At 72.8% G+C, this 15,387-nt stretch carries 17 protein-coding genes; 12 read left to right on the top strand and 5 right to left on the bottom strand.

The features are described 5' to 3' along the window. Positions 1-83: 83 nt before the first annotated feature. Positions 84-608 (bottom strand): RT0821/Lpp0805 family surface protein, encoded by a 525-nt coding sequence (locus WDW90_RS22355; protein WP_336489666.1) that lies wholly within the window; start codon positions 606-608, stop codon positions 84-86. Positions 609-695: 87 nt separating this feature from the next. On the opposite strand from WDW90_RS22355, the gene pdxH reads away from it, so the two are divergent. Then, positions 696-1,328: a pyridoxamine 5'-phosphate oxidase gene (pdxH, locus tag WDW90_RS22350; protein WP_336489665.1), complete on the top strand. Its 633-nt coding sequence runs from the start codon at positions 696-698 to the stop codon at positions 1,326-1,328. A 110-nt stretch (positions 1,329-1,438) separates the two neighbouring features. Further along, a complete protein-coding gene (locus tag WDW90_RS22345) occupies positions 1,439-2,353 on the top strand; it encodes a manganese catalase family protein (protein WP_336489664.1) in 915 nt (304 codons plus the stop codon). A gap of 299 nt (positions 2,354-2,652) precedes the next feature. Here the strand turns inward: WDW90_RS22345 and WDW90_RS22340 are convergent, their stop codons facing one another. The 3 genes from WDW90_RS22340 to WDW90_RS22330 all read right to left on the bottom strand — a co-directional run bounded on the left by WDW90_RS22340 (position 2,653) and on the right by WDW90_RS22330 (position 7,009). Then, the gene (locus WDW90_RS22340) at positions 2,653-4,104 is read right to left on the bottom strand and encodes a DUF1254 domain-containing protein (protein ID WP_336489663.1); all 1,452 of its coding nucleotides are present in this window, start codon (positions 4,102-4,104) and stop codon (positions 2,653-2,655) included. A gap of 290 nt (positions 4,105-4,394) precedes the next feature. After that, the gene (locus WDW90_RS22335; RefSeq protein ID WP_336489662.1) at positions 4,395-6,242 is read right to left on the bottom strand and encodes a hypothetical protein; all 1,848 of its coding nucleotides are present in this window, start codon (positions 6,240-6,242) and stop codon (positions 4,395-4,397) included. Between the two features lie 173 nt (positions 6,243-6,415). Further along, on the bottom strand, positions 6,416-7,009 hold the full coding sequence (locus WDW90_RS22330; protein WP_336489661.1) for a carboxymuconolactone decarboxylase family protein: 594 nt from the start codon (positions 7,007-7,009) through the stop codon (positions 6,416-6,418). Positions 7,010-7,286: 277 nt separating this feature from the next. Between WDW90_RS22330 and WDW90_RS22325 the strand changes: the two genes are divergently transcribed. From WDW90_RS22325 to WDW90_RS22305, 5 genes are all read left to right on the top strand, one after another. Beyond that, a complete protein-coding gene (locus WDW90_RS22325) occupies positions 7,287-8,009 on the top strand; it encodes an SDR family NAD(P)-dependent oxidoreductase (RefSeq protein ID WP_336489684.1) in 723 nt (240 codons plus the stop codon). After that, positions 8,002-9,123, top strand: coding sequence for a hypothetical protein (locus tag WDW90_RS22320; RefSeq protein WP_336489660.1), 1,122 nt, complete (start codon positions 8,002-8,004; stop codon positions 9,121-9,123). Before WDW90_RS22325 ends, WDW90_RS22320 begins: the two co-directional genes overlap by 8 nt. Next, positions 9,120-9,596, top strand: a complete 477-nt coding sequence (locus WDW90_RS22315; RefSeq protein ID WP_336489659.1) for an NUDIX hydrolase — start codon at positions 9,120-9,122, stop codon at positions 9,594-9,596. Before WDW90_RS22320 ends, WDW90_RS22315 begins: the two co-directional genes overlap by 4 nt. Then, positions 9,593-10,054: a TIGR02301 family protein gene (locus WDW90_RS22310; RefSeq protein WP_336489658.1), complete on the top strand. Its 462-nt coding sequence runs from the start codon at positions 9,593-9,595 to the stop codon at positions 10,052-10,054. The genes WDW90_RS22315 and WDW90_RS22310 overlap by 4 nt, the downstream gene beginning before the upstream one ends. A 159-nt stretch (positions 10,055-10,213) precedes the next feature. Continuing rightward, positions 10,214-10,468, top strand: a complete 255-nt coding sequence (locus tag WDW90_RS22305; RefSeq protein ID WP_336489657.1) for a hypothetical protein — start codon at positions 10,214-10,216, stop codon at positions 10,466-10,468. A gap of 3 nt (positions 10,469-10,471) precedes the next feature. On the opposite strand, the gene WDW90_RS22300 is transcribed toward WDW90_RS22305, so the two are convergent. Beyond that, positions 10,472-11,812 (bottom strand): dihydroorotase, encoded by a 1,341-nt coding sequence (locus WDW90_RS22300; protein ID WP_336489656.1) that lies wholly within the window; start codon positions 11,810-11,812, stop codon positions 10,472-10,474. 104 nt (positions 11,813-11,916) lie between these two features. Between WDW90_RS22300 and ygfZ the strand changes: the two genes are divergently transcribed. The 5 genes from ygfZ to WDW90_RS22275 all read left to right on the top strand — a co-directional run bounded on the left by ygfZ (position 11,917) and on the right by WDW90_RS22275 (position 15,202). Continuing rightward, positions 11,917-12,774 (top strand): CAF17-like 4Fe-4S cluster assembly/insertion protein YgfZ, encoded by an 858-nt coding sequence (gene ygfZ, locus WDW90_RS22295; RefSeq protein WP_336489655.1) that lies wholly within the window; start codon positions 11,917-11,919, stop codon positions 12,772-12,774. A 232-nt stretch (positions 12,775-13,006) separates the two neighbouring features. Beyond that, positions 13,007-13,642: a DNA-3-methyladenine glycosylase I gene (locus WDW90_RS22290; protein WP_336489654.1), complete on the top strand. Its 636-nt coding sequence runs from the start codon at positions 13,007-13,009 to the stop codon at positions 13,640-13,642. Next, on the top strand, positions 13,639-14,232 hold the full coding sequence (locus WDW90_RS22285) for an HD domain-containing protein (RefSeq protein ID WP_336489653.1): 594 nt from the start codon (positions 13,639-13,641) through the stop codon (positions 14,230-14,232). Before WDW90_RS22290 ends, WDW90_RS22285 begins: the two co-directional genes overlap by 4 nt. Positions 14,233-14,236: 4 nt before the next feature. Then, positions 14,237-14,749 (top strand): tyrosine phosphatase family protein, encoded by a 513-nt coding sequence (locus WDW90_RS22280; protein ID WP_336489652.1) that lies wholly within the window; start codon positions 14,237-14,239, stop codon positions 14,747-14,749. Between the two features lie 174 nt (positions 14,750-14,923). Then, the gene (locus WDW90_RS22275; protein ID WP_336489651.1) at positions 14,924-15,202 is read left to right on the top strand and encodes an exodeoxyribonuclease VII small subunit; all 279 of its coding nucleotides are present in this window, start codon (positions 14,924-14,926) and stop codon (positions 15,200-15,202) included. Positions 15,203-15,387 lie beyond the last annotated feature (185 nt).

The raw sequence follows: 15,387 nt of genomic DNA, 5'->3' as shown, positions 1-15,387 counted from the left end.
ATCCGTCAAGCCATCCGCACGGATGAGCGGGTGGCCCGTCGGCCGGCCCGTCCCCGGCCGGTTCTTCGTCAGCCAGTTCTTCGTCAACCGGTTTTGGACGAGCGCACCCGCTTCAGCTCCCAGGCGCCGCCGGAGGGCTTGCAGCCGGTGCCGCGCACGAAGCGGCTCGCGTCCGGGCCGATCACGGAAGCGAGGAAGTCGCGGCAGATCTCGTCGTTGGCGACGTAGGGCAGGCCCGTCGGGTTGATGGAGCCGCGCAGGCGCGTCTCGGGATTGTCCCACTTCACCGGGCGGCCGTTGCCCTGCGGGTCGAGGGCGACGGTCAGCGCCGCGTGCGCGCGCCGCCAGTCCTCGTCGCCGAGATCGGAACCGAAGCTCGCCGGCTGCCGGCCGATGCTGCCGGTGACGGTCGGCTCCGGCGCCACCTCCGCGGCGGGGTCGGGCTTGGCCGCCTCGCCCTGGACGACGATCAGCGGCTGGCTGCAGCCCGCGAGCGCGACGAGCGCCGCCCCCGCGAGCCAGCGGGCCGCAGGCCGCCCGGAGGCGGAGCGCGAGAGGAAAATCCGTGCCGTCGGTTCCGTCTGGCCTTTACAGTCGCGACGCCGCATTACACCTGCACTCACGAGGGGAAGACGCGCTCGAACGTGCCCCACGTCGGTGCCCCCGACCCGGATGTCACAGGCGAGGACTAGACCTTGGACCGGTTAAGGATCGATGATTCCACCCCGCCGGCGCGGCCCGACTTCACCCTGAGCGAGGATCCCTACGGGCTGTTCTCGGCCTGGATGGCGGAGGCGGAAGCCTCCGAGCCCGAGGACCCGAACGCCATGGCGCTCGCCACCGCCGGTGCCGACGGGCTGCCGGACGTCCGGATGGTGCTGCTCAAGGGCGTCGATCGTCGCGGATTCGTGTTCTACACGAACATCGAATCCACCAAGGGCGAGGAGCTGGCCGAGAATCCGCAGGCCGCGCTCGTGCTGCACTGGAAGAGCCTGCGCCGGCAGGTGCGCGCCCGCGGCCCCGTGACGCGGGTCACGCCGGAGGAGGCGGATGCCTACTTCGCGAGCCGGCACCGGGACAGCCGCATCGGCGCCATCGCGAGCCGGCAGTCCCGTCCCCTCGCCGACCGCGCCACCCTGATGGCCGAGGTCGCGGAACTCGCCGCCCGCTACGAGAACGGGCCGGTGCCGCGCCCCGAGCACTGGACGGGCTTCCGCATCGAGCCGGTCAGCATCGAGTTCTGGCAGAACGGGGATTACCGCCTGCACGACCGGGTGCGATTCACGCGGGACGGCGCGGGCTGGAGCCGGTCGCGGCTCTACCCTTGAGACCGGCCCCCGGCGGCCCCTCGTTATCGAGATGTAAGCTTCGCGGCAGGAACCAATCGTAGGTTGAAAGGTCACCCCTCCAATGTCCCCGAACCGGAGAGGTGCCTGACATGTTCATGAGGATCGACCGCCTTCAGGCCGAGCTGCCGCAGCCCAAGAAGCCCGATCCGAATGCCGCCGCCGCCCTGCAGGAACTTCTCGGGGGCAAGTACGGTGAGATGTCGACGCTCGGGAACTACATGTTCCAGAGCTTCAATTTCCGCGACAAGTCTAAGCTTCGGCCCTTCTACAGCCTGGTCTCGAGCATCTTCGCGGAGGAGCTCGGCCACGTCGAGCTGGTCTCGACCGGCGTCGCCATGCTCAACAACGGTCCCGGCGACCAGACCCCGGAGGTCGACGTCTCGAAGGCGCCCTTCGAGGACATGAAGGACGTGCGGCTCGCCGGCAGCTTCCTGTCGAACGGCGGCGGCGCCATGCCGATGAACGCCAACGCCGCGTCCTGGAACATGGACATGGTCACGACGACCGGGAACATCATCATCGACCTGCTGCACAACTTCCACCTCGAATGCGGTGCGCGCCTCCACAAGCTGCGGGTCTACGAGACCCTGACGGACCCGACCGGCCGCGAGGTCTGCGGCTATCTCCTGGTGCGCGGCTCCGTGCACGCGCACGCCTACGCGCTGGCGCTGAAGAAGCTGACCGGCGTCGAGATCGAGAAGATGCTGCCGACCCCCAACATCGACCTGTCCCGCATCCCCGAATGCCAGAAGTACCTCAACGAGGGCAGCCATCGCCGGCTCTACCGGTTCAGCCCGGACGATTACAAGGAGGCGGCGGGCGTCTGGTCGAACGACGAGGTGGCGCTGCCGGGCGATCCGCCGGGCAACCTCGAGGTGGTGGACGGCATGCCGGAGGGCGGCAAGATCCCCGAGCTCGACGGCAATTACGGCGCCTTCGCCCCGAACTACGCGCCGGAGGAGATCTTCGAGGTCGCGAGCAAGCTCTACAGGAAGAGCCGCTGAGCGGGCGCTTCTCGCGGCCGCTCCCCGTGCCGGCCTGCCCATCCACGCATCGTCCCGCGCGGCTCGACCGGGACGGGCCCTGATCCGCGACGCGCCCCCTCTCCCGTGCGGGAGAGGGCTGAGGTGAGGGGTGCGACTTCTCCGGAAACGGCGCACCCCTCACCCGGTCCGCGTTCCGCGGACTCGACCTCTCCCGCACGGGAGAGGTGATGTGCGCCTGATCCCGTGGCGGTGAATTCTTCGGCGGCGAGCTTTTCGCCGGCATCAATCCGTGAACCGCCGGCCTGTGCGGGAGGCTCTCAAAGCGTGGCGCCGCCGCTGCGGGTGACCGGCGGCGGTGCCCAGGATCCGTTTAGCAGGGCGTCCCTCGGCCAATAGGTGCGCAGCATCAGCACGAAGGGTCCGCCCGGGGCGGGCAGCCAGTTGGACTCGCGCTGCGCGCCGGGACTCTCGGCCTGGATGACGAGGTCGACCGAGCCGTCCGGGTTGGCCTTGAGATTGTCGCGCGGGCTCACCGCGTAGCGGTTGATCGGGTTGTCGACGAAGAAATAGTCCGCGTCGTACATCGTCAGCGACCAGAAGCCGTCGACGGGCGGCAATTCGCCGGCCGGGAAGCGCATCACGTATTTCGAAGCGCCGTCGAGCCGCCGGCCCGCGGCATCGACCGTGGTCGTCGGGTAGACCGCGTCCTGCGGCAGGTTGCAGCCGAGGCCCACGGCGGTGATCAGCGCGCGTTGCAGGTAGTCCTTGCCGTAATCGCCGCCATCGGTCGTGAAGGTCCAGCCGTTCACGTGCCGGCCGGTCGTCTTGATATGCCCCATGATTCGGGCGAGCGCTTTTTCCGGCGCCTGGTCGATGGCCTGCCGCGTGGCGGGCGGCAGCCGTCCCGGATCGAAGGGCTGGCCGGGGACGATGCCGAGCGAGGCCATCTTGGCAAGCGCCACCCCGTCCGCGAGCGCGGGCGGGTTGTCCCTCATCAGGGCGGCCAGCAGGTTGAAATAGGCCGCCGCGTCCATGCGGTTGACCTGCTCGCGCACGGCCGTCTTCGTGTCGATGCCCGGATCGACCCGGCCGACCGGCGGCGTGTACGGCTTGCCGGCGGCACTCGCCGGGATGAGCCGGTACTGGTCCTGCAGGGCGTGCACGGCCCTGTAATCCTCGGGCGTGCCCGTGCAGTAGGTCCGGCCGAGGATCCAGACCAGGCCCGTGGGCGCGAGGATGAGCTCGGCCCCGGACGGCACGCTGCCGCTCCAGCCGGGCCCCGCGATGAAGTAGGTCTGCGGTCCGGTCCCGCTCGTGCGCTTGCCCGGCACCGCGAAGACGTTCGTCCAGGCGCTGAGCATCGGCATCAGGTAGTAGCGCCCGTCCATGTCCGGGAGGCTGAGGAGGTAGGGCTCCTTGCCGACATCGACGAAGGCGACGGAATAGAGCGTGTCCGCGTTGGGGGCCGTGACGGCCCGGAACTTCGCATTCGGGTACTCGCGCGCATGGGTGAACTGGCCCATCGGGGCGCCCTTGAGGCCTTCGGGCGCGGCGACGTTGGTGAGGACGCGACGGGTCAGCTCCATGGTGACGAGCGGGTAACCGTAGATGTAGGCGTCCGTCGCGAGTTCCAGCGGATCGGCCACCGCGTGGTTGCCGATGAGGGGCGCGTCCTGGGCGGTGCTCTGTGCCCGGGCGAGCGGCAGACCCTGGCCGAGGAACGGAACCGCGGCAGCGCTCGCGGCGAAGACCCGTCTCGTGACATCCATGACCGCCTCCGTTGCATGTCGGTGTGAGGAGGCCGCGTCAGGACGAAGCGGCGCGTCCCCGCCTCGCTGCCCACCGGGATCGTCCTGTGCGGACGCGGGCGGCGAAGCGTGCCTCAACAGAACTGAGCCCCAAGCGTAGCACCTGCCTGTTCGGACGGGATGAACAAATGCGAATTCTCTGCTTGGGGACTCCAATATTGGCTGCGTGTCCGGAGTGAAGAGGCGCAGACGAAGAACGGTTTCGTACTTCGGGCTCGCGGCAAGGCCGGCGCGCCCTGACACCGGCGGGCCTACCGGTCCCGGCCGCCGATTCTCCAGACGCTCAGCGCGCCGGCCGGCATCGCGACGGGTTCGAGCCAGGCCGGAGGATCCGCCCCGCGCAGCAGCGCGGCCGCGAAGGCCTGTGCCGTCCCCTCCCGTGTCGCCTCGGGCAGCGGGCCGCGGCAGAGGGCGAGGTAGGTCGCGCCGGTCGCCGCGATCTGCCGGCGCAGGTCCGCCTCCGTGCCCCCGAGGCCCTCGAGGGCGGCCACGAGGCCCCGGCTGGCGCGGTGATAGGGAGCCGCGACCACGGCATGATGCGTGTAGAGGAGGATCGCCGGACCGATGTCGATGGGGGCCAGCACCGTTCCGGCGGGCAGGCTGTCGAGGGGGGCGACGATCGCCGGCGCCGCGCAGTCGCGGACCGGCTCGCCCCGCCGCTCCCCGGTCGCGGCGGCGCCCGCCGGCGCCAGCGCCGCGAGCGCGACCCAGGCGTGGCCGTTCAGCGTGCAGACCAGCGCGGCGCCGGCGAGGCGGCCGCGCCATCCGCGCGTGCCGTCGAGGGCACGCTCGAGCGCACCGAGGATGACGGGCCCGGCCACCAGCGGCAGGAATCCGGCCGCCGGGTAGACGCCGCGCAGCTGGAAGGCTCCGCCGAGCACGCCCGGCCAGAGGAACAGGGCGCTCACGCCGAAGAAGCGTCGATGCTCCCGCGAGCGGATCGCCAGCAGGGTGGCGGCGAGCGCGGCCGCCAGCATGGCGGGCCAGTAGGCGGCAGGCAGGCGCCATTGCCCGCCGGCCAGCAGGCCCGCGAGGGATTGCATCTCCGTGACCTGGAGGAGCCAATCCTGCCGCACCCTGTCGGGCATCCCGGCGAAGGGGCCGCCGAGGCAGGCCGGGAACAGCGCGGCGAAGCCCGCCGCGACGCCGAGACCCAGGGCGGCGGCGAGCCGGAACCGTGCGGATCGGCCGTCGAGGTGCCGGTCGAGGGCCGCGCAGGCACCCGCACAGGCGGCGCCCGCGACGCAAAGCCACAGCCAGGGCGGCGACAGCGCGTCGCAATAGGTCGCCGCCCAGAGTGCGGGCGGCGTCTGCAGCCCGAAGAGGAGCGGGGCTGCAAGGCCGAGCGCGCAGCCGAAGCCGGCCAGGGCCGGCAGCGCGCCGCGCCCCAGCCAGGCCCATCGGGTCACGAGGAACAGGCCGGCCATGGCGAGGCAGGGCAGCGTCTCCAGCCCGACGGCGAGCGACAGGGCGGCGAGCAGCCCGGCTCCGGCCCCCGCGCGCCAGCCGTCGCGCATGAGGCGCAGGCCGATGCCGAGGACGAGCAGGAGCTGCACGTTGTGATGGTCGACGCGGCCCGGCGCGAATTGCGCGGTCACGGACCAGCTCACGGTCGCGGCGAAGACCGCGAGGATCGCGGCCGGGCCGCCGAACCGGGGCCGCAGGGCGGCCAGCAGCAGCCAGCCGTTGAGGACGAGCAGGGCCGCCGGCCAGAGGACGGCGCTCAGACCCTCGGCGAAGGGTCGCCCGAGGACGGGCGCCAGCAGGATCTGAAGGGCTGCCAGCGGCGCATCGATCAGCCGTGACCAGTGGCTGCGCACCCCCTCGGGCGGCAGGAAGCGATGCTGCACGGTGTCGAACCAGCCCTGCCCGGAGACGAGGTCGCGTACCGCGACGAGGCGCATGGCGTCGTCCGTGTCGCCGACGCGCAGCTGCGTGACCGCGTCCCGGATGTCCGCGAGCGGGTAGGCCTGCACGAGGGCGATCACGACGAGCAGCCAGAGGATCGCCGGCCGGTGGAACAGGGAAGACGGGGCCTCGCCCGCCCGCGGGCCGACGCGTGACGGCGGACCTGCGCCGGCCTCGGCGGCTGAGCACATCGCGGATCCCCGTCGAACGCGGCCTCCCGGCCCGGCGCCGCCGGCGCGCGACGCAACCTCGCCCGAGGGAGGGAGCCGCAACGTCGCGCGGATTCCTTACGATCTCGTGATGCGGGCGGTTGGGTCCATGCCCGCTCGATCTCCGCCCGAAGTCCGCCCACCCGCGCGGGCGGTCAGCCGATCAGGGGCGGCAGGGGCGGCGGGGCGCCGTCGGGCAGCGCGGTGCGGGCCATGTTCATCGTCATGGCGAGCAGCGTGTAGTAGCCGTTGATCCCCGCGAGATCGATCGCGCCCTGCTCGCCGAAGCGCGCCACGACGGCCGCGTAGGTCGGGTCGCTCACCGCGCGGTTCTGCTGCAGCTCCGTCGAGAAGGCGTAGGCGAGGGCCTCGTCGGCCGGCATCGCGTCGGGCCGGCGGCCCTCCCGGAGAGCCTCGACGATGGCGGGATCGAGGCCGGCCGCGCGGGCGATCGGCGCGTGGATGTGCCACTCGAGCTGCTGCGTCCAGGCCCGGGCCACGATCAGGATCACGAACTCGCTGATCCTGAGGGGCAGCACGCTGTCGTAGCGCAGGTAGAGACCCATGCTGCTCGCCGTCAGCATGAAGTCGGGGCTGCGCAGGAGCGGCACGAACGGCCCGAAAACCGGCGTCTTCCGGGCCTGCTCGAACGCCGCGGCAGCCCGCCTCTGCGCTTCCGTCAGCCGCTCGGCGGGGATCTCCGGCATCCGGTCGCGGGTCTCGGAGGCGGCGGGCACGGGTTGCGTCATGAGCGTGGGCCCCGGGGAAGTTGCGGCGGGACGGCGGGTTAGCACCGATCGCCCCGGGGAGGAACGCGTGCGCCCGGCCGGCCCGCCGCCGGCCTGCCGCCCACAGCCCCGCCCGGCCTTGCTGCGCCGCGGCACGGACCCTGGATTTCCGGAGGCGCTCCGCTTAGACCTGAGAGCCCGCCGGACCGCTGACCGGTCCGCGCGCGCGGGTCGACGGCGGGTCGACGGGTTGAGAGGCAGGGCCTTGGCCACATCCAGCAACGAACGCCGGCGCGTCATGCTGCTCACGGGCGCGAGCCGCGGCATCGGCCACGCCACCGTCAAGCGGTTCTCGGCCGCCGGCTGGCGGGTGATCACCTGCTCGCGCCACCCGTTCCCGGAGAACTGCCCCTGGGAGATGGGGCCCGAGGACCACCTGCAGGTCGATCTCGCCGATGCCGAGGACACGGTCCGGGGCGTCGAGGAGGTGGCGGAGCGCCTCGCCGCCGAGGGTGGCCTCCTGCACGCCCTCGTCAACAATGCGGGCATCTCGCCAAAGGCGGCCGACGGCGCGCGGCTCGGCGCCATCGCCACGCCCTTCGCCGACTGGCAGCGGGTGTTCCAGGTCAACTTCTTCGCCCCGATCCTGCTGGCGCGGGGCCTGTGCGACGAGCTGACCCGCGCCAAGGGCTCGATCGTCAACGTCTCGTCGATCGCGGGCTCGCGGGTGCATCCCTTCGCGGGAGCGGCCTACGGCACCTCGAAGGCGGCGCTCGCCGCGCTGACCCGCGAGATGGCCGCCGATTTCGGGCCGCTCGGCGTGCGGGTCAACGCGATCTCGCCCGGCGAGATCGACACCTCGATCCTGTCGCCAGGCACCGAGAAGCTCGTGGAGCAGATCCCGCAGCGCCGCCTCGGCACCCCCGACGAGGTGGCCAAGGCCATCTACTTCCTGTGCACCGAGGCCTCCTCCTACGTGAACGGGGCCGAGCTGCACATCAATGGCGGCCAGCATGTCTGAGCGCAGGCGCCTCGCCCTGCTGCTCGTCGCCCTCATCGCCTCCGCCCCCGCCGCGGCCGAGCCCGCGGTCACGATCCTCGACCTGCCCTTCCGGGCGAAGGCCATGCGGGGGCCGGGCAGCGAGGTCGCGGTGGCGGTCGCGACCTCCGGCCTCCTGCCGATCGCCCGGCCGAAGAGCGCCGATCCGGCCTTGCCGGCGGCCGACGAGGCGGGCGCGCCCCTCGTGGTGGTCTGGGGCGAGGAGGGCGGCGCGGCGCTCAGCCTCGCCGACGGGAGCATCCGCACCACGCTGCTCGGTGCCGAGGCGATCGAGGGGCTCGCCGTCGCCGAGACGCCGCGCGGCGCCCTGCCGAATTCGCGGCGCGCCCAGTCCGGCCCGCTCAGCGCCTACCTGACCGGGCCGACCCGGGCGATGGGCGGTGCGCTGGGCTCCGACGCAGCCGGCAACGCGGCGGGCCTGACCATCCGCGAGCGCCAGCCCGTTGCCGTGAGCGCCGACCCGAAGCCGGTCCCCGTCGCGACCGCGACCGTCGCGGCCGGCGACGAGGCCGTCTTCGCCCCGCGCCGCCCGCGGGTCGCGCGGCTCGACGGGCGGCCCGCCTTCCTGGCGGTGACGGCGCTCGGCGGGGCGCGATCCGCCCTCGCCGTCGTGGGCCGCACCGGCGAGGGCGCGCCCTGGAGCGTGATCGCCCGGAGCCCGCCGCAGGAGGGCGGTCCGCTCAAGGTCGCGGCGGTCGCGGATTTCGCCGGCACCGGCCGGCCGCAGATCGCGGCGGTCCGGGCGCCGGAGGGCGCCGGCGTGCTGCAGCTCTGGACCTACGCGCAGGGCACCCTCGCCCTCGCGGCCGAGGCGCCGGGCTACACCGACGGCATCGACAACGCGGACCTCGCCGCAATCCTCGAGCCCGACCGGGACGGCGACCGGGATCTCGCCCTGCCGACCCTCGACCGGGGCGCCCTCGCCCTCGTCTCGCTGAAGGGCACGATCCGCGAGCGCGCCCGCATCGCCCTGCCCGCCCCGGCCGCCCACGGCGTCGCGGCGCTCGGCTCGGGGGCGGGCACGCATCTCCTCGTCGGCCTCGCCGACGGCCGCGTCGCCCTGGTGCGCCCGTGAGCGCGGATCCGAGCGCCGATCCCACCCGCCTGTTCCCGGCAAGGCCCTTCGTCGGCGCCTCGATCGCGGTGATCCGCGACGGCCGGGTGCTGCTCGCTGCCCGCGCCAACGAGCCGATGCGCGGCGTCTGGACCCTGCCGGGCGGCCTCGTCGAGGCCGGCGAGGCGCTGGCCGGCGCGGCTCTGCGCGAATTGCGCGAGGAGGTCGGCCTCGAGGCGGAGGTCGTGGCCGTGCTCGGCCCCACCGAGATCATCCAGCGCGACGCGGAGGGCCGCGTCCGCCACCATTACGTGGTCCATCCGCACGCCGCCCTCTGGCGCGGCGGCGAGCCGGCGCCGGGCCCGGAGGCGCTCGCCGTGCGCTGGGCCGAGCCCGCCGAGATCGCGGCGCTCGCCACCACGCCGGGGCTCGCCGACACGCTCGCGGAGGCCTTCGCGGCCGTGGCGCGGCATCGCGCGGGGGCGATGTCGTGACATGTCATGATTTGTTCCGTGCGCTCGGGCTCGCCGCCGCCCTCGCGCTCGCCCTGCCCTCACCCGCAGCGGTTGCGCAGTCGCGTCCCTCCGCCCGGCCGGGCTCCAAGCCGGCCGAGAAGGAGAAGGAGCCCCCGGGCCCGGCCGAGCCGCCGCCCGCACCCTACGACCGCGACCTGATGCGGCTCTCCGAGATCATCGGCTCCCTCGCCTTCCTGCGCGGCCTCTGCGCCGCCCCGGACGCGCCGGAATGGCCCGCCCGCATGAAGGCGCTGATCGAGGCGGAGGGCGTCACCCCGAACCGCCGCGACCGGCTCGCCGGCGCCTACAACCGGGGGTACCGGGGCTACGCCCTCACCTACCGGGTCTGCACGCCGGCCGCCCACGAGGCCGCCGGCCGCTTCGTCGCCGAGGGCGAGCGCCTCTCCCACGCGCTCGCCGGCCGCTTCGGGGGGTGATGCAACCGCGCCACAGCCGCCGAGCGTTCCGAAAAACCGGCGAAATCGAGCCTCCGCGTTAACCTCTTCGCAATTCCCGGCTGGTCGCGCCACCCTGGGCCGCCTATCATCGGGTTCTCACGCCGAGCCTGTCCCTCGGCGCAACCGATGCCGTGACCCATGCAGAACCTCTCCGCACCCGCGCCCTTCGAGGCGGACGTCGACGAGAAGCGCGCCGCGCTGAGCTACGTCTCGGAGGCGTTCGCGGAAGGCTGCCTCGACGGGCTCGACGGGGATTGCATGGCGCAGGCGGCGCTGTTCGCGGCGTTCCAGGAACTCGTCACCACCTACGGTGAGGAAGCGACCGCCCGCTACGCCGAAGGATTCCCCGAGCGCATCCGCGGCGGCGCCTTCACGACGACCCTGCAGCACTGAGGCTCAGCGACCGGCGGCGAGCGTCTCCTCGAACATCACCGCCTCGCCGGTCCCCGGCCGCGTCAGCTCGCCCTGCCACATCACGCAGGCGCCCCGCACCAGCGTGCCGACCGGCCAGCCCGTGACGGTGACGCCGTCATAGGGCGTCCAACCGCATTTCGAGGCGATCCAGCCGTTCCGGATGGTCTCGCGGCGCTTGAGGTCGACCACCGTCACGTCGGCGTCGTAGCCGAGCGCGAGCCGCCCCTTGCGGGCGATGCCGAACAGGCGCTTCGGCCCGGCGCTCGTGAGGTCGACGAAGCGCGTCAGCGAGAGGCGGCCCGAGGCCACGTGGTCGAGCATGATCGGCACGAGCGTCTGCACGCCTGTCATGCCCGAGGGCGAATCGGGATAGGGCTTCGCCTTCTCCTCCAGCGTGTGGGGGGCATGGTCCGAGCCCAGGATGTCGGCGACGCCCTGGCTCACGCCCCACCAGATCCCGTCGCGATGGGCGGCGTCGCGCACCGGCGGGTTCATCTGCACCAGCGTGCCGAGGCGCGGATAGGCCTCCCCGCCGTCGAGCGTCAGGTGGTGGGGCGTCACCTCGACGCTCGCCACGTCCTTGTGCCGGGCCAGGAAGCGCATCTCCTCGGCGGTCGAGATGTGCAGGATGTGGATGCGCGCGCCCGTCTCCTCGGCCAGGGCAACGAGGCGTTGCGTGGCCTTGAGCGCCGCCTCCGGCGAGCGCCAGACCGGGTGCGAGGCCGGGTCACCCGGCACCCGCAGGTCCTTGCGCGCCCGCAGCATCGGCTCGTCCTCGGCGTGGAAGGCGGCGCGCCGGCGGATGCGGCGCAGGATCTCGCGGACCCCGGCATCGTCCTCGACGAGGAGCGAGCCGGTCGAGGAGCCGACGAAGACCTTGATGCCGGCGGCCGCCGGCAGGCGCTCGAGCTCGGCGACCTCCTGCGCGTTCTCGTGCGTGCCGCCGACCCAGAAGGCGAAGTCGCAGTGCATCCGGTGGTGCGCACGCGCGACCTTGTCGGCGAGCGCCGCGGCGCTCGTGGTCTGCGGGTTCGTGTTCGGCATCTCGAACACCGCCGTCACACCGCCCATCACCGCGGCGCGCGAGCCCGATTCGAGGTCTTCCTTGTGGTCGAGGCCGGGCTCGCGGAAATGCACCTGCGTGTCGATCACGCCGGGCAGGAGGTGCAGGCCCCGGCAATCGCGGCGCTCGGCCGCCTCGGCGCGCGACAACGCGCCGATCGCCGCGATGCGCCCGTCCCGGATGCCGAGATCGGCCGCGCGCTCGCCGTCCTGGTTCACCACGGTGCCGCCGGTGAGGAGGAGATCGAAGGGTTGGTCCATCGCGGGCGCTCCTGAGGAGTCGGCTCGGCGCGCATTGAGGCCCAGCCTGCGGCGGCTTATGTCAGCGCTCGACCCCACGCAATGCCACCGAGCGTCGAAGCCTCATGCCGATCGCCCTCCTGCCGGACCGCGCCATCGTCACCGTCACGGGCGAGGAGGCCGAAGGCTTCCTGCAGGGCATCCTGACCTGCAACGTCGAGAGCCTGCCCGAGGGCGAGGCGCGGCTCGGGGCGCTTCTCACGCCGCAGGGCAAGATCCAGTTCGATTTCCTGGTCTCGCGGATCCCCGGCGGCTTCCGCCTCGACGCATCGGCCGAGCGCGCGCCGGACCTCGTCCGCCGGCTCGGCCTGTACCGCCTGCGGGCGAAGGTCGCGATCGCGGCCGATCCGATGATCGCGGTGGCGGCCGCCTGGGAGGGCGCGGGCACGGCCGCGGAGGTCGCGCGCGCGGCGGACGGGCGCCTGCCCGATCTCGGCGCGCGCCTCTACGCCGCGCAGGCCGCCTTCGCGGCGGACGCCACGGAGGCCGATTACCATGCCCGTCGCATCCGCCTCGGCGTCCCGGAGGGCGGGCGCGACTTCCCCTTCGGCGATGCCTTCCCGCACGAGGCCCTGATGGACCAGCTCGGCGGCGTCGATTTCCGCAAGGGCTGCTACGTCGGCCAGGAGGTGGTGTCGCGCATGCAGCACCGCGGCACCGCCCGCACCCGCTGCGTGCCCGTGCTCTACCCGGACGGCGAGGCGGCCCCTCCCGGCACCGAGGTGACGGCGGGCCAGAAGGGCATCGGCACGACGGGCTCCTGCGCCGGCAGCCGCGGCCTCGCGATGCTGCGCCTCGACCGTCTCGCCGACGCGCTCGCGGCGGGCGAGACCCTGCGGGCGGACGGTCGCGCGCTCGGCGTCGAGAAGCCCGCCTTCGCGACCTTCGCCTGGCCGGCGGCAGCGGATGCGAGCGCGGTCTGACGTCCCGCCCGTGCCCGAGCCAGGCGGCGGCGGAGCAGGGAAGAATGGCGGCGGCGCAGGGAAGAGCGGTTCCGCGCCGGTCGCGGGTCCCCGTTCCCGCGCGGGAGAGGTGATGCGTCGCGGGCTGCCAGCGCGACGAAGCCGGCGGCCGTTCGCGTCGACGTCCTGCGCGGGGAGCGCCCGACCGTTCAGCCGCATTGGCGTTTCCCGGGCGTCCCGCTAAAGCGTGTTCATGTCTGCGGAAACCGGCCTCGTCACCCACTCCGATGGCTGTCCCCGCTGCTGGTGGGCGGGGCAGGACCCGGTCTACGTCGCCTATCACGACACCGAGTGGGGCGTGCCGGAGCGCGATGCGCGCGCTCTCTACGAGAAGTTGATCCTCGACGGGTTCCAGGCCGGGCTCTCCTGGATCACGATCCTGCGCCGGCGCGAGGGATTCCGCCGCGCCTTCGACGGGTTCGAGCCCGAGATCATCGCCCGCTACACGCAGGACGACGTCGCCCGGCTGATGCAGGATGCCGGCATCATCCGCAACCGTGCCAAGATCGCCGGCACGATCGCGGGGGCGCGCGCCTACCTGCGGATCGAGGAGCGGGGCCCGGGCTTCGCGCGCTTCCTGTGGGACTTCGTCGACGGCCGGCCGCTCCAGGGCGGCGCCCGCAGCCGCGCCGAGATCGCGGCCGAGACCGATCTCTCGAGACGCGTCTCCAGGGCTCTGAAGGCGGAGGGATTCTCCTTCGTCGGGCCGACCATCGTCCACGCCTTCATGCAGGCGGTCGGCATGGTCAACGACCATCTTGTCGGCTGCCACCGGCACGCGCCCTGCGCCGCGCTCGGACGGGCGCCGCGCCCGGACGCATCCGCATGAGCGCCCCTCCGCCGCGGGCCTGGCAGCGCATGCTGTCGGGCCGCCGCCTCGACTTGCTCGACCCCTCGCCGCTCGACGTCGAGATCGCCGACATCGCGCACGGACTCGCCCGTGTCGCCCGCTGGAACGGGCAGACGGCCGGGCCGCACGTCTTCTCGGTGGCGCAGCACTCGCTCCTCGTCGAGGCGATCGGCCGTCACCTCCTGCCGGAGCCTGGCCCCGCGGAGGCGCTCGAACTCCTGCTTCACGACGCCCCCGAATACGTGATCGGCGACATCATCTCGCCCTTCAAGGCGGCGATCGGCGATTCCTACAAGGCGGTGGAGCGGCGTCTCCTCGCGGCGATCCGCACCCGCTTCGGCCTGCGCCAGCCCACCCCCGCCTTCGCCCGCCTCGTCAAGCGGGCCGACCGCATCGCGGCGCACCACGAGGCGACGCGCCTCGCGGGCTTCTCGCCCGAGGAGGCCGCCCGCTACTTCGGGCGGCGGGAGGACCTGCCGCCCGCCGTCGCGGCGCTTCTCGAGCCCTGGCCGACCGCCGAGACCCAGGCCCGCTATCTCGACCGCTTCCACGCCCTCCTGCCCCCGTGAACCCATGCCGAGCGTCCACGTCTGCTCCCTGTCGCGCCTGCCCGAGACCGTGGCGGCGACGGGCGCGAGCCATGTCCTGACCTTGATCAATGTCGGCACGCCGATGGAGCGGCCGGCGGCGATCCGCCCCGAATGCCATGGCGTCGTCGGCGTCAGCGACATCGTCGCCCCGCTCGACGGTCACGTCCTTCCGGCCGACGCGCATGTGCGCCAGATCCTCGACTTCGTGGCAGCCTGGCCCCGGGAGCAGCCGCTCGTGATCCACTGCTACGCGGGGATCAGCCGCTCGACGGCCGCCGCCTTCATCGCCGCCTGCGCCCTGAAGCCGGAGCGAGACGAGGCCGAGATCGCGGCGACCCTGCGGCGGGCGTCGCCCTCGGCCACGCCGAACCGGCTGTTCGTCGAGATCGCCGACCGGATGCTCGGCCGCAACGGACGCATGGTGGCGGCCATCGCGGAGATCGGGCGCGGGGCGGAGGCCTTCGAGGGCGAGCCCTTCCACCTCGCCCTCGCTTGATCCGCACGCGGACCGGATTGCGGCCGAGGCCGGCCCGAGCGTATGCGGGCGGACATAAAAACCTGGAGTGTGACCGAAACGTCGCCACCCCCGACGAATCGGCCGACGGCCCGGTCCCGTGGGTTGTGCGGGTTGCGTGCCCGGAACTAGAACCGGAGCAAAGGGACACGAGGGATGACCGAAGCCCGAACTGCCGCCGCCTCGTCGACGACCGGCGTGCCCGGAGCCAGCGACCTGCCGTTCGAGAAGGCCCTCGAGCAACTCGAGGAGATCGTGCGCCGCCTTGAGCGGGGCGACGTTCCCCTTGACGAATCGGTGGCGATCTACGAGCGCGGCGAGCAGCTGAAGCAGCATTGCGAGATGCTGCTGAAGCGGGCCGAGGCGCGGATCCAGCGGATCACGCTGGGGCCGGATGGCCGCGCCGAGGGCGTTGCGCCCCTCGACGTCGAGTAGGGCGGCCGCGATGGCCGAGCGCGCCGGGCGGATCGCCGCCCGCCTGTCTCCTTCCCGCATGTGAGGTTGGTTCGGTGTCAGGATTCGACACATCACGATTGGACGGTCTGGAGTTTCCGTCTTTGCTTCGTCGTCTTCCTGAGGGCGATTTGCAGGGTGTTGCGGACGCGGTTCGTGCGGAGATG

It is taken from the genome of Methylobacterium nigriterrae (assembly GCF_037106235.1).
Classification (GTDB): Bacteria; Pseudomonadota; Alphaproteobacteria; order Rhizobiales; family Beijerinckiaceae; genus Methylobacterium; species Methylobacterium nigriterrae.
The sequence above is the reverse complement of the archived record's forward strand: the minus strand, read 5'-3'. Positions and strand labels throughout refer to the sequence as shown.

What these genes read in the sequence shown, in the direction of transcription:
- WDW90_RS22280 (WP_336489652.1), top strand. Translation starts at nt 14,237, where the DNA reads ATGCCGAGCGTCCACGTCTGCTCCCTGTCGCGCCTGCCCGAGACCGTG.
- ygfZ (WP_336489655.1), top strand. Translation starts at nt 11,917, where the DNA reads ATGCCGATCGCCCTCCTGCCGGACCGCGCCATCGTCACCGTCACGGGC.
- WDW90_RS22345 (WP_336489664.1), top strand. Translation starts at nt 1,439, where the DNA reads ATGTTCATGAGGATCGACCGCCTTCAGGCCGAGCTGCCGCAGCCCAAG.
- WDW90_RS22305 (WP_336489657.1), top strand. Translation starts at nt 10,214, where the DNA reads ATGCAGAACCTCTCCGCACCCGCGCCCTTCGAGGCGGACGTCGACGAG.
- WDW90_RS22330 (WP_336489661.1), bottom strand. Translation starts at nt 7,009, where the DNA reads ATGACGCAACCCGTGCCCGCCGCCTCCGAGACCCGCGACCGGATGCCG.
- WDW90_RS22285 (WP_336489653.1), top strand. Translation starts at nt 13,639, where the DNA reads ATGAGCGCCCCTCCGCCGCGGGCCTGGCAGCGCATGCTGTCGGGCCGC.
- WDW90_RS22320 (WP_336489660.1), top strand. Translation starts at nt 8,002, where the DNA reads ATGTCTGAGCGCAGGCGCCTCGCCCTGCTGCTCGTCGCCCTCATCGCC.
- WDW90_RS22290 (WP_336489654.1), top strand. Translation starts at nt 13,007, where the DNA reads ATGTCTGCGGAAACCGGCCTCGTCACCCACTCCGATGGCTGTCCCCGC.
- WDW90_RS22355 (WP_336489666.1), bottom strand. Translation starts at nt 608, where the DNA reads ATGCGGCGTCGCGACTGTAAAGGCCAGACGGAACCGACGGCACGGATT.
- WDW90_RS22275 (WP_336489651.1), top strand. Translation starts at nt 14,924, where the DNA reads ATGACCGAAGCCCGAACTGCCGCCGCCTCGTCGACGACCGGCGTGCCC.
- WDW90_RS22300 (WP_336489656.1), bottom strand. Translation starts at nt 11,812, where the DNA reads ATGGACCAACCCTTCGATCTCCTCCTCACCGGCGGCACCGTGGTGAAC.
- WDW90_RS22325 (WP_336489684.1), top strand. Translation starts at nt 7,287, where the DNA reads ATGCTGCTCACGGGCGCGAGCCGCGGCATCGGCCACGCCACCGTCAAG.
- WDW90_RS22340 (WP_336489663.1), bottom strand. Translation starts at nt 4,104, where the DNA reads ATGGATGTCACGAGACGGGTCTTCGCCGCGAGCGCTGCCGCGGTTCCG.
- WDW90_RS22335 (WP_336489662.1), bottom strand. Translation starts at nt 6,242, where the DNA reads ATGTGCTCAGCCGCCGAGGCCGGCGCAGGTCCGCCGTCACGCGTCGGC.